Origin of the sequence: Pseudomonas sp. EA_5y_Pfl2_R50 (assembly GCF_963970475.1) — a bacterium.
GTDB lineage: Bacteria > Pseudomonadota > Gammaproteobacteria > Pseudomonadales > Pseudomonadaceae > Aquipseudomonas.
On the sequence record NZ_CAXAPT010000061.1, the window covers coordinates 1 to 659 of the forward strand.

Annotated in this window: 1 protein-coding gene; it reads right to left on the reverse strand. The window is 64.9% G+C overall.

The annotated features are described in order from the left end of the window. Positions 1–529 (reverse strand): FAD-dependent oxidoreductase (locus AACY19_RS26700; RefSeq protein WP_339454482.1); only part of this gene is annotated, 529 nt, incomplete at its 3' end. Between the last annotated feature and the right edge of the window lie 130 nt (positions 530–659).

The window sequence follows — 659 nt, forward strand, 5'->3', positions numbered from 1 at the left end:
GCGCCGACTCGAGCGCGGTGCCGACCGCAATTTCGGCCCCGTTGGCGGCGGCATCGACCGCGTTGAGCACGGTCAGCCGCGAATCATCGACGAACGCGTCCGAATAGACGAAGCCCTTGCCCGCACCCTTGAGCGGCGCGGTGAAGGCGGTGTCGCTCCGCCGCAGCCCGCGCGAGCGCGCCAGCGTCATCTTGCCGCCAAGAAAATCATAGAGATAGAGGCCGAGCCGTACCATCCACCACGGCCGCAGCGCATTTTCGTGCGGCAGGACGAAGCGCAGCGGATGGATGATGTGCGGCGCGGCCTTCACCAGCCGCTCGCGCTCGCGCAGCGCCTCGGCGACGAGCTTGAACTCATAATATTCGAGATAGCGCAGGCCGCCATGGATCAGCTTGGTCGAGGCCGAGGAGGTGTGCGCAGCGAGATCGTCGCGCTCGACCAGGAGGACCTTGAGGCCAAGCAGGCTGGCCTCGCGCGCGATCGCACAGCCGTTGATACCGCCGCCGACGATGAGGAGATCGTATGTCACCGCTGTCCTGTATCGCACTCGTGCGGCGGATGCGACTGCGGTTTGCGGGAGCCGCGATGCTGACACAATTGCAGGTCTAATTCTGTGGTAACGTTCCAGCTCTTCGAAGGGGCCGACGATGCGAGTAGTG